Origin of the sequence: Melghiribacillus thermohalophilus (genome assembly GCF_004342905.1) — a bacterium.
Classification (GTDB): domain Bacteria; phylum Bacillota; class Bacilli; order Bacillales; family Alkalibacillaceae; genus Melghiribacillus; species Melghiribacillus thermohalophilus.
Genome location: NZ_SMAN01000001.1, coordinates 284,151 through 305,683, shown reverse-complemented (window position 1 = coordinate 305,683; position 21,533 = coordinate 284,151). Strand labels below are relative to the sequence as shown.

Here is a 21,533-nt window from a genome sequence, read left to right as displayed (position 1 = left end):
AATGCCGGGTTTTTTCATTAATGTCCGAGCTGGGGTACAAGCAGGAATGTAGAATAATACGTAAATCCAATAAAAAAAATGGTCAGGTATGCGCCAAATATGTACATGTATAAGCGCTCTGAAAGTTTTAAATAACTTAAAGAGATAAAGAAAACGGTTTGAATTAAAAATAACATAGCAGCATTATTCATACCGCCCACATAAAACATGACGGTAAATATTCCTGTCCAAAATGCTAGTACGCGATACATGCGGTCCATTGTCTTATCCCTCCTTATCCTCGGATGACTCAAAAAATATTATAAACCAGGACATGTTGAATGTAAATGAACATTTTATTACAATGAAGCCTGATAGGTGCAAGCGTCACATCCGCTGAACATGTTTTCGCTTTCTTTTAGCTCAAAATGTTCAAATAATACGTCAAACATTCCTCTAATAAAATTCGCATGCATGTTGCAAAGGATGAGGGAATGCTCATTTGCAAGCTCTTTGAATGGGCAGTTGAAAATTTTCATGACAACACTTTTTTCTTCTTCATCATAATAAAACTCCGGATTCAAACCTAACATGACAGAAGCTTCTTTAAGCAGATTCATTTTCTGGTTCGTAGTGAGTGTCTTTTCTTCCTGTTCATCGTACAAACGCTGAATCATTTCCTGACCAAACCTTTTTCCTGTTCTGGCCAGGGCCTCATCACCAGCCGTACCTAAAGATGCCAGAGTTTCAAGAGCGATTTTCGCAAGCAACTGGTAATCCCGGAATGGGAAGTACAGTTCAATGACATGATCCGAGAGGCGATAAACCCGATAAGGCCGGCCACCTTTTCCAGTTTTTCTCGTTTGGGAAATAATCATATTGACTTCTTCCAGCTTGGACAAATGAAGACGGGCCACGTTAGGGTGTATATGAAATTCTCTGGCAATTTCCTGCACGGTAACTTCATCATGTTTTTTCATGATGTATTCATAAATGTTTAACCTTGTTTGGTCATTTAACACATTGGTTAAACGCAATGTTTGTTTCAACGTTTTCCCCCCCCAGACATTTCCTCTATAAGTCATTATAATATATTATTTACATACATGTTTAGAAAATATTAAATATTTTATGTCAGAATCAGAATAGAGGAGGGAGGTCAAAAGAGGACTGGCCGGGAGGACCCGTAACCAGTCTGCTGTAAGCTGGGCTAGCTGGATTCGAACCAGCGAATCACGGGACCAAAACCCGTTGCCTTACCGCTTGGCTATAGCCCAGTGTGTTATTTCTTATTGTGTCAAAAATTTCGCTTCATATACATCATGGGCTGCTGGAATTGTGAAGAAATAATTTTTTGCCTGGCCATTTTGGGTTTGTATGTGAATTTGAAAAGCCAATGTTTTCGTGTTTACCAGGTAATAATGGATGTCAGCCTTTCCATACAAATACTGGTACGTTAAGGTTTCGGGTTCGAAAGCAGGGTTTAAGTGGGGGAAATCGTTCCTGAAACTGGATAAGGCCAGTTCCAGCAATGTTTCCATCCTGAATTGTTCCTCCTCCACAGCTATTAATTGCTGTTGATTGTTTAAAACAGAAATGGAATAAGAAATAATGGACAGGGTGAATAGCACGAGCAAAAACATAAAAGGGAATAAGTATCCCCGTTCATTGTTTATCTGTCTGCAAAGGGACTGAAAGACACCTTTCAACCTTATCACCACTCTTTAGATCAATCGTTATCTGTAGACAGGATGGAGTTTTAACAAAATTCACCGATTGAACATCCATCATCATCACTTCATGCCCGCTGTTATTTACTTTTCTTCGGATAATATGGAAATACTGTTCGTACAAAATGGGCAGTTCAGAAAACGGATAGATCAATAATTTGCTATCATGTGCTTCAATGCGTTCAGCATGATAAAGCTCCTCCTGTAAAAAGTGGAAAAACTGAGAAGCAGCGAACGGATCTTCTCTGACCCGTTCGCTGTGTTCGGATAAATGCTTCAACAATGGTGTTACCATATAAAAGGTGCAAGAAAGCAACAACAAAGCCAAAACTCCTGATATTAGGGTAAATCCTCTTTGCTCATTCGTTTTTTGGAGCAAGCAAACACGCATCTTCTGATTCTCCTCTAACATTATTCCATCTGATACATCCATACCAGACATCATTCCGGTCTTCGATTTGGATCCATGCATGATGATGATTGATCGTCATTTCCCGCTCAACCGGTATAAATGTTTCCATTTTCAAATGCTGCATCTCACTGTAAAGAGCAGATATCATCATAAGACGAGTGTTGATGATAGTCGACTCCAGCTTGATATGATGGATTACAGGCAGAAAACATACGATCACGGTTAGAAATAAAGAAAAGGAAAATACAGCATCCAACAAAAAATAACCTTTATTCGATTTTCGTAACATAAAATCTCCCTTTTCCAAATGGAAAGATGACTTTGAAAACGTCATGTTTGACCTGTACATAAAAAGACCCTGGCGAAAGCGGAGTTCCGGTATGGTGAAAGGAGAAGGGTAGCCGAAAGGTGGTAAGGTCAATTTTGATGTTTTCGTTATAACGTCGATGGATGATGATTTCTTCACCATATCCCCCTTTGCGAATTTCATAGGAATGAGAATCAGGATCTATCATCAGTTTATAGGGGATCTGGCTTGTCGTTGAAAGTTTCTGCATGAGCAATATATCTGAAGCAAACGTTCGGAAAAACTCATCTGCTATCCATTTTTGATAGAGGCTTTGATGAAAAGGAAGGGAAAGTGTGACCACGATGGACAACAGGCTGATCACAAGCAGGGTTTCCAACATGGCAAACCCGCCTGTTCTCAGGGATGGGGATGGATTAAGGTGCCGGAACAATTTCAACACTTCCGTCTTCCTGCAGATGCAAATTTCTCCCATCCGGGCATGTCTGCTGTTTAATATATCCTTCATCGATTAAGGTTTGCAGACTGTCAGGAAGCGTGTTATGGTGAATTTTGTATGATTGCACCTGGGTTTCCACCATTTGAACAAAGGCTTCACATCCTTTTTCATCAATTTGTTTACTGCTTTTTGACATATTTGGAATCGTGATTAACAGCAAAATGGAGATCACAGCTAAAACAACCAGCATTTCGATGAGGGTAAATCCTTTTTGGGAAAGCATACCTTTTCCTCCTTTTATATGGATTGAATGAGATGAAAAAGAGGGTAAAAAATGGAAAAATAGATGGCTACAATCAGACTTCCGAAAAAAATAAAAAGGGAAGGCTGAATCAGCGAAATATATTTCATCATGCTGTTTTCCATGGTGCCCATTAATAGATGTGCATAATGATATAAGTCTTTTTCTAAATTCCCACGGTCAAGGCTGCGTTTGAAAATATATGACAGTTCCCTCTCAAACAGCTGAAAATTGACAATTTCTGCATGTATGTTCTTCCCCTCATACAGAATCTGCTGTAATTCCTCAGCGTACCTGGACAAAATCGGCATATGATTTTGCTCTTTCATGATGGAAAGGGCAGATTTGATTGTAGAACCATTCTGGAGAAGAAGGCTTAAATGAAAACTGAAGAGGTAAGTGATTTCTACTCGTTTCAATTTGTTTACAAAAGGGATTTTTGAAAAAATGAGAATTTGGTTCTCAACTGATAGTCGGTTTCTACCCCATATCCAGAAGAGAAAGAGGAGAACCATCAAGAAAAAGAGAATATATAAACATTTAATGGTCCAATCCGTAAACAAATAAATCGTTTTCATGGTTCCATCGATTTCTGTTTCCTTTAGACTGTGATAAAAATGTTGAAGGGAAGGAAGCAGATGCCTGTGAAGGAACATGATGATCAAAAATAACAGAAACATGAGCAGCAGCGGATATCGCATGACTTTTCTAAACTGGTCCTGGTAATGTTTTTTCTGTTTTAAAATGTGGCTGCACCGTTCTAACAGAAAATCAAGGTTTCCAGTTGAACGGGATAAGTATAAGAACGAAATAACCATGCTGGAAAAACCGAGGGATTTGAAAATAGCTTCAAGGGATCGCCCGTGAATCAGCTCAAAATGGATATGATGGGCTATTTGCCCATGTTTGGGATCCAGTTTCATTAATTCAAGTCCATCTACAAGAGTGTAACCTTTTTCCAGAAGTGTGCCCAATCGGCTTAAAAATACTATTTGCACGTCTAACGGAAGTTTAGATGACTTCTTGATTATATGATAGAAGGGTATTTTGGTTAATATATCCGAGGGCATAGGCTTTCCTCCTTAATTGTTGAAAAGTTGGAAAGGGAGCATGTTTGTTAAACGGAAGGTCATGTAACAGTCGTTCAAGCAAATTTCCATCCAGAATCTCCAGGATGGCGGCCCGCTGATTCATGTTTCCTGAAAGAAAAGGGGGAATAATCGGCAAAAGCTCCTGAGAGGCAATGCCAATTAAAATCTGCTTCAAATCGGTTTCGGAAATGCCCATTTCAATCAGCCGGAAAATGGTACTGCATGCATCTCTGGCATGAATAGTGGAAAAAACAAGGTGTCCTGTATAGGATGCGTGAACGGCAAATCTCGCCGTTTCCCGGTCACGTATCTCACCGACCATCAGAATGTCTGGATCGTGTCGGAGGGCGGCTTTCAAACCTGTATGATAGGTGACACCCGCTTTTTCATTGACCTGAACCTGCAGCACATCGGTTATCTGTTTTTCAACAGGATCTTCCAGAGTAATCGTTTGAAATTTTTTTTCTTTCATCAGATGCTGTATGAGGGCATACAGTGTGGTGGTTTTTCCGCAGCCGGTAGGTCCGGTCAGCAGAGCTAAACCTGCTTTCCTGTTCATCCATTTTTTGAGTTTTTGGGCCTGGTAAGGAAAAAGAAAGAGATGATCAAAATTCGGAACCATGTGTCTAGGTAAGATTCGAATGGCTAGACTTTCGGAATGCTGTGTAGGTAAGGTGGATAAACGGAGGTCATACAGATGGCTGTCTTTCTGGACGGACAGTTTTCCATCCTGGGGCTTTCTCGATTCACCTATGTCCATTCCGGACGTGAATTTTAACCGGGAAATGAGGGACTGATATTCATCCATTGAAATAGAGGTTTGAAACGTGCGGACACCATTGATACGGAAATAAATATGAACGGCGTCTTCAAAGGGGCAGAAGTGAATGTCTGAAGCAGATCGTTCAATGGCCTGATGAATCATGCGGTATGCGGAGGTTTTTATCGGTTTTTTCAAATACAACATCACTCCTTAAAATCATGGTCAAAAAAATGATTCGACCTTTATTTCAAAAATCCTTCTGAAATTTTTTAAAAAAATGGATCGGGGGGGACAAAACATGAAAGGAATAAGTTTAATCGGATTTATGGGAAGCGGAAAAACGTCTGTGGGAGAGGAGCTCGCAAATGCTCTTCAGCTTGCTTTTCTGGATACGGATCATCAAATTGAAATACAATGCGGAAAATCTATACCCGAACTTTTTTCATCAAAAGGTGAAAAGATCTTTCGAGATTACGAAACGATGGTTCTGAAACAGATGCCTACTTTTGATGTCGTGGTCTCTACTGGCGGAGGGATTGTGGAACGGAGAGAAAACCGAAAATGGCTGAAAGAACATTATCAAGTCATTTTCCTGAATACGGACCTTGAGGTGATCAGGAAGAGGCTGGCTGATGACCGGTCCAGACCGCTGTGGCAAAAAGGAAAAGACGAAGTGGAACAGCTTTTCCAGAGAAGGTTCCAGCTTTATAGGACTACCGCCCACCGAGTGATAGATACGAATAATAGAGATGTACGAATGGTTGTAGAAGAAATTTTAAGTGGGATAAACTAGCCGTTTCCGGAAAAAATAAAAGAAAAAGGAGATGAGCAAAATGTCCGGAAACGATCTTGTAAAAATGATGACACAGGAATTATTAAAATATATGCATACTCCAAAAGTAGAAAGAAAACGGAAAAAAGAGTTAAAAAAAGCGCAGAAGGAAGCAAGAGCAATCAGGTACTTCGGGCTGATCCCCTTTGCCTTGAAAATGTTTTTCGATACAAAAAAAAGACGGATGTCTGTTTATAGGGATAAGAGATGATCGGTTGTGTGCTGACTCAGGTAAAACATTCCGCCATTGACGACTTCAATCTGAATACATGGCATAAGTCTTTTTTTGAGTTGTACCAATTCTTCCTCAAACCTCGTCTCTTTTCCCTCTTTTTCTCCCTTTTCCTGGTAGACGCTGTAAAAATGATCCAATAATTGTTTTTCAGCCTGATATTCATCAAAGGCTTCTTTCGCCCATTCTGTATCTTTTTCTTTCAGGTAGGTCTCAAGGAACCGTACCATTCTTGTATATGCACTCTGAACCCGGATTAATGGTGAGATGGTATAGCAGTAATCCGCAATTGCTGTGTCCATCTGGATAGGATTGATGATTTCCATAAATGGTTTTAAAATAGCGCCATTTATAAGATGAAGTCCTATGGATAGAACTTCATCTTTTTTTTGCCTTCCTTTATAACTGATTTTGATGTTTGTAACCAGCCATGGAATTAAAGGGGTGTTCTGTCCTTTTGTGCCTGTCTGTTCGTAAACGACCGTATATTTTCCCTGACTCAGCAGGGAGTCAAATATCTGGTGCAGTCTTGGGGAACCAAAGTGAATCCATTCCCCCTCTTCCTCCTTTAATTCTGGATTGGAAATAAATGTGATGACAGCAGGTTCCCCCTGACGACCGATTTTTTTCATGTATTCCCAGTAAAAGGGGCGGTTCATGAGCAGGCGGTCCAGCTCTTCCGTTAATCGGACAGTTATTTTACCATTCTGTTCATCGATGACAGGGCACTGATTGAGATCAAAATATTTTCGTAAAAAGTGATGAATGTCATGCTGCTTCATATTCTGCCTCCTCTTGCTGGATATTCAGTAACATCGTGAAACGCTGCTGTTAAATTATCAATTTTGATTCTGGCTTCACCGGCTGATTTTGACCGGGCGAAAATCTCTTTGATTTCCTCATCGAGATTTTGGATATTTAGCCGCTCCAATATATCATCAAGTTCACCGATCACTCGCTCAAATAAATCGAGTTTTTCATAGAGCAGAGAAAGGAGCTGCTCATCAAGGGTATTTTTTAGAGCCAGATAATAGATATGGACATCTTTGGACTGTCCATACCGGTGGATTCTTCCGATTCTTTGTTCCAGGCGCATGGGGTTCCAGGGCAGATCATAATGAATCATGTTGCGGCAAAATTGAAGGTTGATCCCTTCCCCGCCTGCTTCAGTGGAAATTAGAACCTGTGCATGGTTTTGGAATAACTGCTTCATCCACTCTTTTTTGCTCCTTTTATATCCCCCTCTGTAGGGCACAGAAGAGATGCCATGCTGTTGCAAAATCCATTGTAAATAGAGCTGACTGGCCCGATATTCGGTAAAGACGATGAATTTTTCATCTGAGTTCCGGATAAGCTCGGCGACTTTTTTAGCTTTGGAGTGATGAGGAAGCCCCTCAATCTTTTCAATGATATTTTCAATACTCCCTTTGAGATGATGATCATTTTTTTGAAGTATTTTTTTTAATGATAAATAGCAAGCTTCACGGCTGGAACAAAATTCCCTTTTCAACGTCAGGGCTGTGAATGGATCGGTGTGTGATACATTTTTTTCCAGATCGAGGTACACTTCATATTCCTCGTCACTGAACTCTACCCAGATCGTTTCAATATTTCTTTTGGTCCAATTGACCCCTGTATCTTCTCTTCGGTTTCTGACCATTACGTTTTGAATGAGCTGCTGTAATTTTTCTTCCTGCTTTAGGACATTTTTCTTTCGCCCGAAATGTTCTGTGAATTCTTCATAGCTCCCCAGATATCCTGGTTTTAGTATAGTTACCAGATTAAAGATGTCGGTCAATTTGTTCTGGACAGGGGTAGCAGTGAGCAGCAGGCAATAGGTTTTTTTTAGTTTTCGAACAAACTGGTAATTTTTTGTTTTATGATTTCTCAATTTATGAGCTTCATCTATAATCACCATGTCATAATGCTGATTTAGTACGATGTCGCTGTATGGCTTTCTTTTAGCTGTATCAATGGAAGAAACAACAATATCGAATTGTTCAAAGACATATGATTTCTTTTGTGGTACAGCGGGTATATAAAACTTTTCATTTAATTCACTCACCCACTGATTTACCAGAGAGGCAGGCACTAAAATTAATACTTTTTTTGCCAGGCCACGAATCATATACTCTTTAAGAATTAAACCGGCTTCAATCGTTTTTCCTAGCCCGACCTCATCTGCGAGAATGGCACGCCCGTTCATATTTTCGACGACCTGTCTGGCACATTCCAGTTGATGAGGGAGAAACTCCATATGGGGCAAATAATCCGGTGTTACTAACCCTTTAAAGCCGGGAATAGCCAGATGTTTTGCCGTATCATAGGCCATTTTAAATAACTCATATGCACAAAATGGCCCGTTCTGGTCCAGTCGTTTCTGCAACTGTTCGGGAAACGTTCGGTCAATTTGTAACTGAATATCCATGGCCATCCTCCAATTCATTTTCTGAAAAATGATTTACACATCAATATCTGCTTATGCTATAATAATATCCGGACGTGTAAAAGCTTACATAATCTTTTTTTAGTATGAACCAAAAATTACAAATTCATAAGCGCGAATGATTGCAGGAGGAGAGTCTGCATAAAGCGGCGCCGAAGGGGCAAACATGATACTGATGTGAATCTCTCAGGCAAAAAGACTCCTGTATGACGCAACTCTGGAGAGTGTTCGATTGAACCGCCCAAGAAGCAAAGCAGTATATTACTGTTAAACTTTCTGGTATCAGGACAGAGAATTCTAGTAGAACAAAGGAATTCTCTTTTTTTATTGAGGAAAAATATGGAAAAATAGGAGGTTTCATGATGGCTGATTTAAAAAGAACCCCGCTACACCCTGTTTATGAAAAATACGGGGCGAAAACGATTGATTTCGGGGGGTGGGAGCTTCCCGTTCAGTTTTCCGGCATTAAAGAAGAACATCACGCAACCCGAACCAGAGCAGGCCTTTTTGATGTGTCACATATGGGGGAAATCCTTGTTGAGGGACCTGATAGCGAGAAATTTTTACAAAAAATGCTGACCAATGACCTTGGAAAGCTTGTGCCAAACCGTGCCCAGTATACACTGATGTGTTATGAAGACGGGGGAACGGTAGATGATTTGCTTGTTTACAAAAAAGATGACGAACGATTTTTGCTGGTCGTCAATGCCGCGAACACGGAAAAGGATTATGAGTGGCTGAACAAACATCAGCAAGGGGACGTAACGGTCACCAATATTTCGGACCGAATTGTTCAGCTGGCTCTGCAGGGCCCTAAATCTGAAGAAATTTTACAAAAATTGACCGATGAAAACTTATCCGATATTAAATTTTTCCGGTTTGCCGATGGTGTTGCGTTTCACGGCGTCAATCATCCCGGCTTAGTGTCCCGTACCGGATATACTGGCGAGGATGGCTTTGAAATTTATATACACAGGGAATCGGGGCTTGATTTATGGAACAAAATTCTTGAGGCCGGTAAGGAAGAAGGGGTTGTTCCTGTAGGATTGGGTGCAAGGGATACCCTTCGATTTGAGGCAACGTTGCCCCTTTACGGACAGGAACTGTCAAAGGACATTACTCCAATTGAAGCCGGCCTTTCATTTGCGGTGAAAACCAATAAGGAAAGCGATTTTATCGGTAAAGAAGCCTTGAAAGAGCAAAAAGAAAATGGTCCAGACCGAACATTAGTTGGAATTGAAATGATGGATAAAGGAATTCCCCGTCACGGGTATGAAGTATTGAAAGATGATCAATCGATTGGTTTTGTTACATCCGGAACCCAGTCACCAACCCTGCAAAAAAATATCGGTCTTGCTCTTGTCCAAAAAGAGTATAGTGCTGAAGGTACTGAACTAGAGGTACAGGTTCGGAAGCGCCGTTTAAAAGCTAAAGTGATCGCAACACCTTTTTATAAAAGAAAATAAAGAAGGGACTGAATCTGATGGCCAAATACCGTTATCTTCCCATGACTGAAGATGATAAACAGGCAATGTTAAAAACCATTGGAATTGATTCCACCGAAGAATTATTTGAAGATATTCCTGAAAAGGTGCGATTCAGAGGAAAATTAAACATTAAAGATGCCAAAAGCGAACCTGAGTTAAGAAAAGAACTTCAGGAAATGGCTGACAAAAACATCCACACAAAGTCACATGTCTCCTTTTTAGGAGCAGGAGTTTATGATCACTATATCCCGGCTGTGGTGGATCATGTGATTTCCAGGTCTGAATTTTATACGGCCTATACTCCTTATCAGCCGGAAATTTCTCAAGGGGAACTGCAGGCCATCTTTGAATTCCAGACGATGATCTGTGAACTGACCGGCATGGAAGTCGCGAATTCCTCCATGTATGATGGTGGAACGGCCCTTGCGGAAGCGGTTAATTTAAGCGCAGGGCAGACACGCAAAAAGAAAGTGATTGTCTCCAAAACGACTCATCCTGAATCCCTTGAAGTGATTCAAACATATGCAAAGGGTCCTGGCATTGAGATTGTGGAGATTGCCCATCAAAACGGGGTGACCGACCTCGAAGCTTTGAAAGAGGCTCTGGATGAGGATACAGCCGCCGTTGTGATTCAATATCCAAACTTCTTCGGACAAATTGAGCCGTTAAAAGAAGTGAAAAGTATCGTTTCAGACTATAAAAAGACCATGATGATCGTATCAAGCAATCCGCTGGCGCTCGGGTATTTAACGCCTCCGGGAGAATTCGGTGCCGACATCGTGGTCGGCGATACCCAGGTGTTTGGCATTCCTGCACAGTACGGCGGTCCTCACTGCGGCTATTTTGCCACCACCAAAAAATTAATGCGAAAAGTGCCTGGACGTCTGGTAGGCCAGACAACTGACGAAGAGGGCAGACGGGGATTTGTATTAACCCTGCAGGCGAGGGAACAGCATATCCGCAGGGATAAGGCAACGTCTAATATTTGTTCCAATCAGGCGTTAAATGCTCTGGCCTCTTCTGTGGCCATGACTGCATTAGGCAAAAAAGGTTTGAAAGAAATGGCTGTTATGAATATGCATAAGGCACGCTATGCGAAAGCAAAATTGGAAGAGGCAGGCTTTACCATCGCCTATAACGGGCCGTTCTTTAATGAGTTTGTCATTCAATTGAATCAGCCAGTCAAAGAGGTTAATCAAAAGCTTCTGAACAAAGGGATGATTGGCGGATATGATCTGGGAAGAGCTGACTCAAGATTAGAAAACCATATGCTGGTTGCAGTGACGGAATTAAGAACGAAGGCGGAAATTGATCAATTTGTAAAAGAATTGGGTGATATTCATGGCTAATATTCATCAAAAAGATTTCCCTGTCATTTTTGAGTTGAGCAAAGAAGGACGTACTGGATACAGTCTGCCTGAACTGGATGTGCCTGAGGCGGACCTTTCGGAAGGACTTGAGGAAAGTTATATCCGTACCAGTGAACCGGACCTTCCAGAGGTGAGTGAACTGCAAATGATGCGTCACTATACCGCTTTATCCAAACGGAATCATGGAGTGGATTCCGGATTCTATCCTCTTGGGTCCTGTACGATGAAATACAATCCAAAGATTAATGAAGATGTCGCCCGCTTTGAAGGGTTCAGCCATATCCATCCGTATCAGGATGAGGATACCGTTCAGGGTGCCCTTGAATTAATGTATGATCTCCAGACTTCACTTGCGGAAATTACTGGAATGGCCGAAGTAACGCTTCAGCCTGCAGCGGGGGCACACGGTGAATGGACCGGTTTGATGATGATCCGCGCATTCCATGAAGCGAATGGAGATACGAAACGTACGAAAGTCATTGTTCCTGACTCGGCTCACGGTACGAACCCTGCATCAGCAACTGTTGCTGGATTCGAAGCTGTAACCGTTAAATCCGATGAGCGTGGACTGGTTGATTTAGAGGATTTAAAAAAGGTCGTTGGGGAAGACACGGCTGCCTTAATGCTGACGAATCCAAATACCCTGGGATTATTTGAAGAGCATATTCTGGAAATGGCAGAAATTGTACACGAAGCCGGCGGAAAATTGTATTATGACGGTGCCAATCTGAACGCGATTTTAGGGTATGCCCGTCCAGGTGACATGGGCTTTGATGTGGTTCACCTCAATCTTCATAAGACCTTCACAGGCCCACATGGCGGAGGCGGTCCCGGTTCTGGTCCGGTTGGGGTAACAGAGGAACTGAAGCCATTTTTGCCAAAACCGATTTTGGCAAAAAAAGACGGCAAGTATTCCTTTGATCATGATCGCCCGCAATCTATCGGACGGGTAAAACCTTACTACGGAAACTTTGGCATCAATGTCCGTGCTTATACGTATATCCGTACGATGGGGCCGGATGGATTAAAACAGGTCAGTGAGTATGCGGTTCTGAATGCGAACTATATGATGAGACGACTGCAGGAAGAATATGACTTGCCTTTCAAACAGCATTGTAAACATGAATTTGTTTTATCAGGCAAAAAACAGAAAAAGCTCGGTGTCCGTACGCTGGATATCGCGAAGAGGCTGCTTGACTTCGGCTATCATCCGCCAACCATTTACTTCCCGTTAATCGTTGAGGAAGCACTGATGATTGAGCCGACCGAAACCGAAACGAAAGAAACCCTGGATGAATTCGTGGATGCCATGATTCAGATTTCACAGGAAGCTAAGGAAGATCCGGAAGTCGTTCAGGAAGCGCCCCATACGACAGTGGTGAAGAGACTGGATGAAACTATGGCGGCAAGGAAACCTGTATTGCGCTATATAAAAGAAAAAGGGTAAAAGGAAAAAGCGTGTTGACGATTGGTCAACACGCTTACTTTTTAAAAATAAGTTTATTTCGTCTTCACTTTTCCTGTCCATTTTTTAAAACCACCTTTGAGGTGATTTAACTTTTCATATCCCTTCCGATGAAGGATGGAAGCTGCTCGGCTTGATCTCGTTCCGCTCTGGCAGTACAGGTAAACGGGTTTATCTTTGCGGATTTCGGCCAGGCGGATTTTCAGTTGAGATAAAGGAATGTTACGAGCTCCCAGAATATGACCAGCTTCATACTCGTGAGGTTCCCGAACATCGATAAGCTGGGCTTTCCTATAACCCTGTTTAAACTCTTCTTCCGTCAGCGTAGTTAAATATCGCTTCTGGTAAAAGTATCTGAAAACTCCATATAATACATAAGCAGCAATCACTACTGCCACTCCGATTACAAATTCCATCTTTCTCCCCCTTCTCACAAATCGGTCCATATCTATTATATGGCTGTATGCCTGTTCTTTCAAAACTTTTTTCATAGAAAATATACGAAGAGATTGGAATCCGGTTGTTCATCCCTGACAAAACAGAATTGATCCTTATTGAAACAATAAAAAGAAATGCAGATTCGTTCACTGCTTGTTCATGCAAATGACAAAAAAGGTGATTTTTCGATAAAAATTACATATTTCCTCTGTTTTTCTGCCAATATCTTCATCATATAAAGAATTTAAAAATTGACAAAATGTCTTTGGTATGTTCCAAAACACAATATATAGTATTTTTTTATCATTATTAACACAATATATTGAAACAATGATGCTATTTATGTTACCTTAATTGTAATAGAAATACGACGCTACGATGGATCACAGCGAGAAAAGGAGTATTTCGACCAATTTTGTATAGAGGAGAGATGTTCATGCAAATCACGAGAGAGTCAGCGTCGAAGATTAACATTGAGCGATTAAACAAAGATATCGAGTTATTTCCACAGGTTCATCCGATCACCGAGGATATGCACATCGCCCACAAGGGAGTTTCAAGGCTCGTCATGCTAGATCGTTATTCATTTAAAGACACAGAAAAAATGACCCTGGCAGAAGGGGATTTTGTCGTACTAACGATTAAAGAAGATCCAAAATTCCCGGCAAGGGGACTTGGATTCATTCAGTCGATTGACTGGGAGAATAAAACGGCAACGGTTAAAGTGGAAAATGAATATCTTTCGGTACTGGATAACCCTGAGGAGGCAGAAACCGGCATCATCGTCCGGTCACTGGATGTGATAGACAAGCCGCTAGAAATTTTTTATGAACAAATAGCCATGAGAAATGCAACCGGCCTTTCAAAAGTGGAGGAAACAGAAGAAAAACAGAAAGAATGGTTTGAAAAATTTTATCAGGAACTGTCCGGTTTGCACTTTGTCCCCGCCGGCCGTGTATTGTATGGAGCGGGAGCAGAAACGGATGTCACGTATTTTAACTGCTATGTGATGCCTTTTGTGCGGGATTCCCGGGAAGGTATTTCGGAGCACCGTAAACAGGTGATGGAAATTATGAGCCGAGGGGGCGGAGTTGGTACAAACGGTTCAACCCTGCGTCCGAGAAACACGCTGGCACGTGGTGTGAATGGGAAGTCCTCCGGATCAGTCAGCTGGCTTGATGATATCGCTAAACTGACCCATCTTGTGGAACAGGGAGGATCCCGCAGGGGCGCCCAGATGATCATGCTGAATGACTGGCATCCGGATATTATTGAATTTATCATTTCCAAAATGCAAAATCCCCGTATTTTGCGCTATCTCATTGAAAATACAAATGATGAGCAAATCAAGAAATTGGCCCGGGAAAAACTGAAATTTGAGCCCCTTTCTGAAACGGAAGAAGCGATGTATCAGGGAATTGTCAATTACAAAAATATTCCTGGAAATGGCGGATTTCCGGAAAAAGTGATCAAAGAAGCAGAAGCGAAATTACGAGACGGTGGAACATACACGGTACATAATCCAGAATTTTTGACTGGTGCCAATATTTCTGTGTGTATTACGAAAGAATTTATGGAAGCTGTAGAACATGATTCAAATTACGAGTTAAGATTTCCGGATGTCGAAAATTATACTGAGAAAGAAATGCAGGCGTATAATGAAAAGTGGCATCAAGTAGGCGATGTAAGAGAATGGGAAAAAATGGGTTACGGAGTGCGTGTGTACCGAAAAATTCGTGCCCGGGAACTGTGGAATTTAATTAATATTTGTGCAACCTATTCTGCTGAACCAGGAATTTTCTTTATTGACAATGCTAATGATATGACGAATGCAACGGCTTACGGACAAAAGGTGGTAGCTACGAACCCATGTGGTGAACAACCTCTTGCACCTTTTAGTGTCTGCAATCTGGCAGCAGTAAACCTTGCCGCTATGGCCGATAAAGAAAACAAAACGGTTGATTTTGAAAAACTGAAGCGTACCGTAGAAATCGGCGTCAGAATGCAGGATAACGTCATCGATGCAACACCGTATTTCCTGGAGGAAAACCGCAGGCAGGCACTGGGCGAACGCCGGATTGGTCTTGGAGTAATGGGGCTTCATGATTTGCTCATCTACTGCGAAACCGAATATGGTTCAAAAGCAGGCATGGAATTAACGGATGAAATTTTTGAAACCATTGCGACTTCAGCTTACAGAGCTTCCATCGAACTGGCAAAAGAAAAGGGGAGCTTCCCGTTTCTTGTTGGAAATACCGAAGAAGAAACGATGGAGTTGCGCAGACGATTCATTAATACAGGCTATATGAAACGCATGCCAGAGGATATTCGTCAGGGTGTGCTGAAATACGGTATTCGCAACTCCCATCTATTAACGGTAGCACCTACCGGTTCCACCGGGACAATGGTCGGTGTGTCAACCGGACTCGAGCCTTATTTCTCCTTTACGTATTATCGAAGCGGCCGTCTCGGCAAATTTATCGAAGTGAAGGCGGATATCGTGCAGGAGTATCTGGAAAGTCATCCGGAAGCAGATTCAGACAACCTTCCATCCTGGTTTGTAACAGCAATGGATTTATCACCAGAAGCCCATGCGGATACCCAGTGTGTCATCCAGAGATGGGTGGACAGTTCCATCTCCAAGACGGTGAATGCTCCAAAGGGCTATACGGTTGATCAGGTGAAAAAAGTGTACGAGCGTCTCTACCGCGGTGGAGCAAAAGGCGGTACGGTTTACGTCGATGGAAGCCGTGACAGCCAGGTTTTAACCTTAAAAGCCGAGGAGAACAGATTTGACGATGATGACTTAGAGCATACCTATAAAAATGAAAAGCCCAAAGTCGTCTTAATGGATACGGTACATGAACTTGGCAAAACCGATGTGACCATTGGTTCGGAAGTAGGGGACACTTGTCCGGTCTGCCGAAAAGGAAAAGTAGAAGATGTGGGCGGATGTAATACCTGTACCAATTGCGGTGCACAATTAAAATGCGGATTGTAATGCAAACAGGGCGACTGATTTACCGGTCGCCCTTTCTTTATTCTTTTGAAAAGCCTAAGGCAGCCTTGCCTCAACCTGGATACTAGTGTATGATTTTTATAAGTTGTAGTAACATGTAGAATTTAGTTTGGAGGATTTCTCATGACAACACCAAGCATGGAAGACTATATCGAACAAATTTATAATCTGATCGAAGAAAAAGGATATGCACGGGTATCTGATATAGCCGAAGCCTTAAACGTACATCCTTCATCGGTAACAAAAATGGTACAAAAGCTGGACCGGGACGAATACTTAAATTATGAAAGATATCGCGGACTCGTCTTAACAGCAAAAGGGAAGAAAATCGGAAAACGGCTGGTATATCGGCATGAATTGCTGGAACAGTTTTTAGAAATCATTGGAGTCGATCAGGATAACATTTACGAGGATGTGGAAGGAATTGAGCACCACTTGAGCTGGAATGCCATTGATCGTATTGGTGATCTAGTTCAGTATTTTGAAGAAGAACCTTCCCGAATAGAAGAGCTCAGAAACGTTCAGCAGCAAAATGAAAGTGAATAAAACACCACAAACCACAATTCAGTCTGCAGAATCCCTTCCAGTCAAGATGGATTTTTTCTTTAACCAAATGAAATAAATATAGAGGCCCGGTGTCTCATGCCGGGCAATCCTTTCCAGAAGATGTCCATAAAAGGGCACCTCGTTTGCGAAAGTAAGCCGGGACCCCCTGTACATATCTCTGGTAACAGCGAAAAATCCTCTTTTCATATACCTTACCCTTAACCTGCACTACTTTTTTCCGTTCGTTATACAAGTTGTTTGCTATTTTTATCATACCTTGAAAGAAATGGTAGAAAAGACTCTTTTATCAATGTGGCAGTCGTCTTACAATGACCAAAAAGGGTCAATTGTCACCGTTTTATATCCAGACTGAAACAAGTATACATCCTATTGACCCAAATTAAGGAGGTATCCATTGAAAGTAGATGGCGTTTTTTCCGGTGGCGGCGTGAAAGCGTATGCGTTTATTGGTGCATTAGAAGTGATAGAAAAAAAGGGGATTACGTTTGAAAGGGTCGCCGGTTCCTCAGCGGGAGCATTGACGGCCTCCCTGATTGCTGCAGGATATCAATCGGATGAGTTAGAGCGGTTGTTTTTGAATATGCCTTTAGCATCCTTTTTGCAGGAATCCAGCCTTTCAAGAATGGTTCCTTTTTTTAAATGGATTTCCCTTTATTTTACCCTGGGCCTCTACAAAGGGGATAAAATGGAGGAGTGGATTTCGGAGGTTCTGGCCAGAAAAGGAGTTAGAACTTTCGAAGACTTAAAAACCGGATACTTAAAAATTGTCGTTTCCGACCTTACCCTTGGAAGAATGGTTGTCATCCCCGATGATCTGCCACGCTTTTATCAAATGGATGGAGAAAGCTTTCCGGTTGCCAGAGCCGTACGAATCAGTGCAACCATTCCATATTTTTTTAAACCCTATATTTTAAAAAGGGGATCTAAAAAAAGAAATATCCTTGTTGACGGCGGCTTGTTAAGTAATTTTCCCATCTGGCTGTTTTTGGATCAAGGAAAGAAAAAAAGACCGATTCTTGGCATGAAGTTAAGCGGTTCAGTGGAAAGAATGCCTGAAAGGAAAATTGACCACGCCATTGATATGTTTCAGGCTCTTTTTGCCACGATGAAAAATGCCCACGATGCCCGGCATCTTTCGAATACCTCAACTGATGAAGTTTTATTTATTCCGGTTGAACATGTCGATCCAACGGATTTTCACATCAATGATCAGGAGAAAAAACAGTTAATCGGAATCGGGAGACAGAGAGCGGAAAAGTTTCTAAAAAGGTGGAACTACTGAACAGCAAAAAATCGAGCGTGTTTAAAACGACGCTCGATTTTTCTTTTTGTTACGTTTGCCATCAATCACTTTTAGGTGGGGGGGATTGGACCTGTGACGATTGAACGGCCTGGACCTATGTTTGTTTTTCATCGATTTAGATTTCCTTATGTTTGATCCATATTTTTTTCTGGATTGTCTGACGGCTTTTTTATATTTCGATGATAACGGCCTGGTACGGGGTTTAATCACGAGCGCATACAGCAGGGCAAATATGACTGCTGCAACCCCGACAGCCATGATCAGATATGTCAACAGTTCAGCCGTATGAAAAATCAGCTGGTATACAAACCCAAAAAGAGCCAGACTTATGAGCAGTACGATTAGCAGGGGTAACTTTCGCAAAAACATAAGGAACCTCCTTTCGAACCCAGTTCTCCATACACCTTTTTTCTCTTGATTCCAGTCCAGATTTCATGTTGCCTCGATGACTGCTATATCATATTTATTCCCTCGCTGGTAGATTTATATTCCAGTTCGTGATCATTTTTCCGGAAACGAAACTGACAGCATGTTTGATGAGGTTTTTCTTTCATTTTACTAGAGTTTCTTACGAACGTACACAAAAATCACTGGTAGATGGATTCTTTTTTAAAATATTGGAAAGGTTAAACGAGAGGAGGTGTTTTCGTTGAGTAACAGGCAAAATCCGAAATACGAACAAAATCAAGAAGAACATCCGTTGTCAGTACTGCAAAAAGCCTTGATTACGGGTTTTGTAGGCGGAATATTCTGGGGGGGACTGGGTTCCCTTGCCTATTTTTTTAACTTCACTTCAGTCTCTCACTCCAGTTTCATATTACGATCGTTCATCATGGCACCATGGACGGAGGGTCTCCTTGGCGAACTAATCAGCCTTTTTTTACTGGGACTGATTTCCATGGGTGCATCTTATCTATATTTTATTTTATTCAGGCGGGCGAGAGGTATGTTTCCGGGAATCTTTTACGGTCTTGGGTTGTGGTTACTGGTGATGTTCTTCTTAAACCCGGTATTTACCGCCGTTCCCGCGGCAGTTGATCTGGATTCGGTTACAGTCACAACAACCGTATGTCAGTATGTCCTATATGGAGCGTTTATTGGTTATTCCATCTCTTATGAATATCATAAAGAAGATGATTCAAAAGTAGACAGTGGAAATGGACAACAAAAAGAAGAAAGAATATGATAAACTTATAACCGTATAGAAAACTGGTTAAGGGAGAGGCCTTATGAACCGTTTACTTTTGTTAAATGGTCCCAACTTAAATATGCTTGGAAAAAGGGAACCCGATGTTTATGGAAAGATTACATTAAAAGCTCTTGAGGAACAGTTGACAGCTTATGTAGAAGAAAAACAATGGAAACTGGATGTCTTTCAGTCGAATCATGAAGGGGAATTAATTGATCAAATTCATGCAAGTGAAGGAAAGTACAGGGGTATTATATTTAATCCCGGGGGTTATACCCATACAAGTGTTGCGTTGAGGGATGCCATTAGTTCCGTCAATGTACCGGTAATTGAAGTACATTTGTCCAATGTTTACAGGAGGGAATCGTTCCGGCATCAATCATTGCTGGCTCCGGTTTGCCGCGGACAAATTTCTGGTCTTGGCGCAAAGGGATATTTCCTGGCAGCCCGGGCTTTTATGGAAGAAGATGAGAGAAAGGATGACTGAAATGGGGAGACTGGAACAGTTACGCCAATTATTAAAAGAACAAAACCTGGAAGGGCTGATAATCACAAGCCCTAAAAACCGGCGGTACATGACAGGATTTACGGGAACTGCCGGCATTGTATTCGTGACCTTAGATGAGGCCATTTTTATGACCGATTTCCGCTATACTGAACAGGCGAATGAACAGGCCAGGGGGTATAAAGTAATTGAGCATAAAGGGCCAATTGAAAAGGAAGTAGCTGCACAGATCAATTCCTCTGGATTAAAGCGTGTCGGCTTTGAAAAAGAGCATATGACATTTAGTACATATGAAAAATATCAGCAGTTGCTTGAAAAAATCGATTTTGTCCCGGTTTCGGGCCTTGTGGAAAATTTGCGCTTGATTAAGACTGAAGATGAGATTAAGATAATAAAGGAAGCTTGTGAGATTGCCGATGCAGCCTTTGATCACATCCTTTCCTACATAAAACCAGGCGTTAAAGAAATCGATATTTCAAATGAACTTGAATTTTTTATGAGGAAAATGGGTGCAACATCCTCCTCGTTTGACATCATCGTGGCTTCTGGATATCGCTCTGCATTGCCCCATGGTGTTGCCTCAGAGAAAAGGATCGAGAATGGGGAACTGGTCACCCTGGATTTTGGTGCTTATTATAAAGGGTACTGCTCCGATATTACCCGGACAGTTGCTGTGGGAGAAATCAGCGGCGAATTGAAAAAAATCTATGATATTGTCCTGAAAGCCCAGCTCCGGGGAATAGGAGGTCTGAAAGCAGGCATGACTGCCAAACAGGCCGACGACTTAACCCGGGACTATATTCAGGAACAGGGCTATGGAGATTATTTTGGTCATTCAACCGGACATGGAATCGGTTTAGATGTTCACGAAGGACCGGGTTTATCCTTCCGCTCAGAACAGGTCCTTAAGCCGGGGATGGTTGTAACAGTTGAACCTGGAATTTATGTTCCGGGTGTGGGAGGCTGCCGTATTGAGGACGATACGGTCATCACGGAGAATGGAAATGAACGGCTGACTAAATCGACGAAAGAATTAATTACTTTGTAAGACTGAAGGAGGAACTGAGAATGATATCGGTTAATGATTTCCGTACAGGTTTAACCATTGAACTGGATGGGGACATCTATCAAGTTATGGAGTTTCAGCATGTAAAACCCGGGAAGGGAGCTGCTTTCGTACGCTCAAAATTGCGCAACCTCCGATCAGGTGCCATTCAGGAAAAAACATTCCGGGCAGGTGAAAAAGTAAACCGTGCTCATCTTGAGAAAAAGAATATGCAATATTTATACGCTTCTGGCGACAGTCATATTTTTATGGACAATGAAACATATGAGCAGCTTGAACTTCCAGCCCAGCAGATTGAACATGAGCTGAAGTTCTTGAAAGAAAACATGGAAGTGGGCGTACTGGTTTATCAGGGTGAAACCATTGGAGTTGAACTGCCAAACACAGTGGAACTCCAGGTGACGGAGACTGAACCGGGTATTAAAGGTGATACAGCCAGTGGAGGTTCCAAACCCGCTACGCTTGAAACTGGACTGGTTGTCCAGGTGCCTTTCTTCATTAACGAAGGAGATACACTGGTCATTAGCACCAGTGACGGCAAATATGTTTCCAGAGCTTAATTGATGATGATTTTCCAAAGAGGTGTCCCTGT

At 41.9% G+C, this 21,533-nt stretch carries 25 protein-coding genes, 1 tRNA gene and 1 riboswitch; of the genes, 12 read left to right on the top strand and 14 right to left on the bottom strand.

What is annotated here, in order from left to right; all coding sequences use genetic code 11:
- Positions 1–17: 17 nt before the first annotated feature.
- The 10 genes from EDD68_RS01545 to comGA all read right to left on the bottom strand — a co-directional run bounded on the left by EDD68_RS01545 (position 18) and on the right by comGA (position 5,217).
- Positions 18–260: a DUF2626 domain-containing protein gene (locus EDD68_RS01545; protein WP_132370423.1), complete on the bottom strand. Its 243-nt coding sequence runs from the start codon at positions 258–260 to the stop codon at positions 18–20.
- Between the two features lie 78 nt (positions 261–338).
- Positions 339–1,028: a helix-turn-helix transcriptional regulator gene (locus tag EDD68_RS01540; RefSeq protein ID WP_132370421.1), complete on the bottom strand. Its 690-nt coding sequence runs from the start codon at positions 1,026–1,028 to the stop codon at positions 339–341.
- Positions 1,029–1,184: 156 nt separating this feature from the next.
- Positions 1,185–1,256, bottom strand: a tRNA-Gln gene (locus EDD68_RS01535).
- Between the two features lie 12 nt (positions 1,257–1,268).
- Positions 1,269–1,688, bottom strand: a complete 420-nt coding sequence (locus EDD68_RS01530) for a hypothetical protein (protein WP_165902019.1) — start codon at positions 1,686–1,688, stop codon at positions 1,269–1,271.
- Entirely contained in the window at positions 1,645–2,031 is a 387-nt protein-coding gene (locus EDD68_RS01525; protein WP_165902018.1) for a ComGF family competence protein, read from the bottom strand. Before EDD68_RS01525 ends, EDD68_RS01530 begins: the two co-directional genes overlap by 44 nt.
- 37 nt (positions 2,032–2,068) lie before the next feature.
- Positions 2,069–2,410: a hypothetical protein gene (locus EDD68_RS15130; RefSeq protein ID WP_165902017.1), complete on the bottom strand. Its 342-nt coding sequence runs from the start codon at positions 2,408–2,410 to the stop codon at positions 2,069–2,071.
- Positions 2,391–2,870: a competence type IV pilus minor pilin ComGD gene (comGD, locus tag EDD68_RS01520; protein WP_132370415.1), complete on the bottom strand. Its 480-nt coding sequence runs from the start codon at positions 2,868–2,870 to the stop codon at positions 2,391–2,393. The genes EDD68_RS15130 and comGD overlap by 20 nt, the downstream gene beginning before the upstream one ends.
- Positions 2,845–3,150, bottom strand: a complete 306-nt coding sequence (comGC, locus tag EDD68_RS01515) for a competence type IV pilus major pilin ComGC (RefSeq protein WP_132370413.1) — start codon at positions 3,148–3,150, stop codon at positions 2,845–2,847. Before comGC ends, comGD begins: the two co-directional genes overlap by 26 nt.
- A gap of 14 nt (positions 3,151–3,164) precedes the next feature.
- Positions 3,165–4,238, bottom strand: coding sequence for a competence type IV pilus assembly protein ComGB (gene comGB / locus EDD68_RS01510; protein WP_132370412.1), 1,074 nt, complete (start codon positions 4,236–4,238; stop codon positions 3,165–3,167).
- Positions 4,180–5,217: a competence type IV pilus ATPase ComGA gene (comGA, locus tag EDD68_RS01505; protein WP_243646720.1), complete on the bottom strand. Its 1,038-nt coding sequence runs from the start codon at positions 5,215–5,217 to the stop codon at positions 4,180–4,182. The genes comGB and comGA overlap by 59 nt, the downstream gene beginning before the upstream one ends.
- Before the next feature lie 103 nt (positions 5,218–5,320).
- On the opposite strand from comGA, the gene EDD68_RS01500 reads away from it, so the two are divergent.
- Both EDD68_RS01500 and EDD68_RS01495 read left to right on the top strand, forming a co-directional pair.
- Positions 5,321–5,815 carry a shikimate kinase gene (locus EDD68_RS01500; RefSeq protein ID WP_165902016.1) on the top strand — a complete coding sequence of 165 codons (495 nt, stop codon included), beginning with the start codon at positions 5,321–5,323 and terminating at the stop codon, positions 5,813–5,815.
- A 40-nt stretch (positions 5,816–5,855) separates the two neighbouring features.
- Complete coding sequence (locus EDD68_RS01495; RefSeq protein WP_132370407.1) at positions 5,856–6,065, top strand: YqzE family protein; 210 nt, start codon at positions 5,856–5,858, stop codon at positions 6,063–6,065.
- Here EDD68_RS01495 and EDD68_RS01490 read toward each other — a convergent pair.
- Positions 6,047–6,868 carry a YqhG family protein gene (locus EDD68_RS01490; RefSeq protein ID WP_132370405.1) on the bottom strand — a complete coding sequence of 274 codons (822 nt, stop codon included), beginning with the start codon at positions 6,866–6,868 and terminating at the stop codon, positions 6,047–6,049. The two genes, EDD68_RS01495 and EDD68_RS01490, sit on opposite strands and share 19 nt — an antisense overlap.
- Entirely contained in the window at positions 6,865–8,514 is a 1,650-nt protein-coding gene (locus tag EDD68_RS01485; protein WP_132370403.1) for a DEAD/DEAH box helicase, read from the bottom strand. The genes EDD68_RS01490 and EDD68_RS01485 overlap by 4 nt, the downstream gene beginning before the upstream one ends.
- Before the next feature lie 136 nt (positions 8,515–8,650).
- Positions 8,651–8,744: riboswitch (glycine riboswitch) on the top strand.
- 150 nt (positions 8,745–8,894) lie between these two features.
- Between EDD68_RS01485 and gcvT the strand changes: the two genes are divergently transcribed.
- The 3 genes from gcvT to gcvPB are packed head-to-tail and all read left to right on the top strand — an operon-like array spanning position 8,895 to position 12,836.
- Entirely contained in the window at positions 8,895–9,998 is a 1,104-nt protein-coding gene (gene gcvT, locus EDD68_RS01480) for a glycine cleavage system aminomethyltransferase GcvT (RefSeq protein ID WP_132370401.1), read from the top strand.
- 17 nt (positions 9,999–10,015) lie between these two features.
- On the top strand, positions 10,016–11,368 hold the full coding sequence (gcvPA, locus tag EDD68_RS01475) for an aminomethyl-transferring glycine dehydrogenase subunit GcvPA (protein ID WP_132370399.1): 1,353 nt from the start codon (positions 10,016–10,018) through the stop codon (positions 11,366–11,368).
- A 1-nt stretch (position 11,369) separates the two neighbouring features.
- Complete coding sequence (gene gcvPB, locus EDD68_RS01470) at positions 11,370–12,836, top strand: aminomethyl-transferring glycine dehydrogenase subunit GcvPB (protein ID WP_132370662.1); 1,467 nt, start codon at positions 11,370–11,372, stop codon at positions 12,834–12,836.
- Between the two features lie 53 nt (positions 12,837–12,889).
- Here gcvPB and EDD68_RS01465 read toward each other — a convergent pair whose 3' ends face one another.
- Positions 12,890–13,270 (bottom strand): rhodanese-like domain-containing protein, encoded by a 381-nt coding sequence (locus EDD68_RS01465; protein ID WP_132370397.1) that lies wholly within the window; start codon positions 13,268–13,270, stop codon positions 12,890–12,892.
- A gap of 458 nt (positions 13,271–13,728) precedes the next feature.
- On the opposite strand from EDD68_RS01465, the gene EDD68_RS01460 reads away from it, so the two are divergent.
- The 3 genes from EDD68_RS01460 to EDD68_RS01450 all read left to right on the top strand — a co-directional run bounded on the left by EDD68_RS01460 (position 13,729) and on the right by EDD68_RS01450 (position 18,160).
- Positions 13,729–16,293 (top strand): vitamin B12-dependent ribonucleotide reductase, encoded by a 2,565-nt coding sequence (locus EDD68_RS01460; RefSeq protein ID WP_132370395.1) that lies wholly within the window; start codon positions 13,729–13,731, stop codon positions 16,291–16,293.
- Between the two features lie 141 nt (positions 16,294–16,434).
- Positions 16,435–16,857 carry a transcriptional regulator MntR gene (gene mntR / locus EDD68_RS01455; protein WP_132370393.1) on the top strand — a complete coding sequence of 141 codons (423 nt, stop codon included), beginning with the start codon at positions 16,435–16,437 and terminating at the stop codon, positions 16,855–16,857.
- A 415-nt stretch (positions 16,858–17,272) separates the two neighbouring features.
- Complete coding sequence (locus EDD68_RS01450; RefSeq protein WP_132370391.1) at positions 17,273–18,160, top strand: patatin-like phospholipase family protein; 888 nt, start codon at positions 17,273–17,275, stop codon at positions 18,158–18,160.
- A 21-nt stretch (positions 18,161–18,181) separates the two neighbouring features.
- Here EDD68_RS01450 and EDD68_RS01445 read toward each other — a convergent pair whose 3' ends face one another.
- Complete coding sequence (locus EDD68_RS01445) at positions 18,182–18,550, bottom strand: SA1362 family protein (protein WP_132370389.1); 369 nt, start codon at positions 18,548–18,550, stop codon at positions 18,182–18,184.
- Positions 18,551–18,830: 280 nt separating this feature from the next.
- Between EDD68_RS01445 and EDD68_RS01440 the strand changes: the two genes are divergently transcribed.
- Genes EDD68_RS01440 through efp form a run of 4 tightly spaced genes read left to right on the top strand, consistent with a single transcriptional unit; the run spans position 18,831 to position 21,501 of the window.
- Entirely contained in the window at positions 18,831–19,367 is a 537-nt protein-coding gene (locus tag EDD68_RS01440; RefSeq protein ID WP_165902015.1) for a YqhR family membrane protein, read from the top strand.
- A gap of 43 nt (positions 19,368–19,410) precedes the next feature.
- Positions 19,411–19,857 carry a type II 3-dehydroquinate dehydratase gene (gene aroQ, locus EDD68_RS01435; RefSeq protein WP_132370385.1) on the top strand — a complete coding sequence of 149 codons (447 nt, stop codon included), beginning with the start codon at positions 19,411–19,413 and terminating at the stop codon, positions 19,855–19,857.
- Position 19,858: 1 nt separating this feature from the next.
- A complete protein-coding gene (locus tag EDD68_RS01430; protein ID WP_132370383.1) occupies positions 19,859–20,923 on the top strand; it encodes a M24 family metallopeptidase in 1,065 nt (354 codons plus the stop codon).
- 20 nt (positions 20,924–20,943) lie between these two features.
- Complete coding sequence (gene efp / locus EDD68_RS01425) at positions 20,944–21,501, top strand: elongation factor P (RefSeq protein WP_132370381.1); 558 nt, start codon at positions 20,944–20,946, stop codon at positions 21,499–21,501.
- The last annotated feature ends 32 nt before the right edge of the window (positions 21,502–21,533 follow it).